The sequence below is a fragment of the Enterobacter sp. R-1.6.2 genome, from assembly GCF_035064085.1.
GTDB classification, from domain to species: domain Bacteria; phylum Pseudomonadota; class Gammaproteobacteria; order Enterobacterales; family Enterobacteriaceae; genus Enterobacter; species Enterobacter asburiae_B.
Map to the genome: position 1 here is coordinate 1 of NZ_JASEYI010000150.1, position 265 is coordinate 265.

The following is a 265-nucleotide window of genomic DNA, read 5'->3' on the forward strand; positions in this document are numbered from 1 at the left end:
GCGCAGGGCGATATCCAGCGCCAGAATATCTTCGACTTCGTCGGCATGCACCGCCTGATAGCGGATCGCCGCGCCGGCGGCGGCAAAGCGATGGAGGAACGCCTTGCTGCCTTCCTCCGGCGTACAGGCGAAGAAATCCCCCTCGGCCTGCTGGAAGTACTCCGTCAACCAACGCTGCGCTTCTTCGATGCCGTCGCCAGCCATCTTCAGCAGCAGATGATGTTCATATTTATCACGCCAGGTTTTCATCCGCTCCGGTAAATGC

The 265-nt window shown here is 59.6% G+C and carries 1 pseudogene; it reads right to left on the reverse strand.

From position 1 onward, the window contains the following. Positions 1-265: pseudogene (locus QMN93_RS26195) on the reverse strand (D-lactate dehydrogenase); the annotation flags it as partial.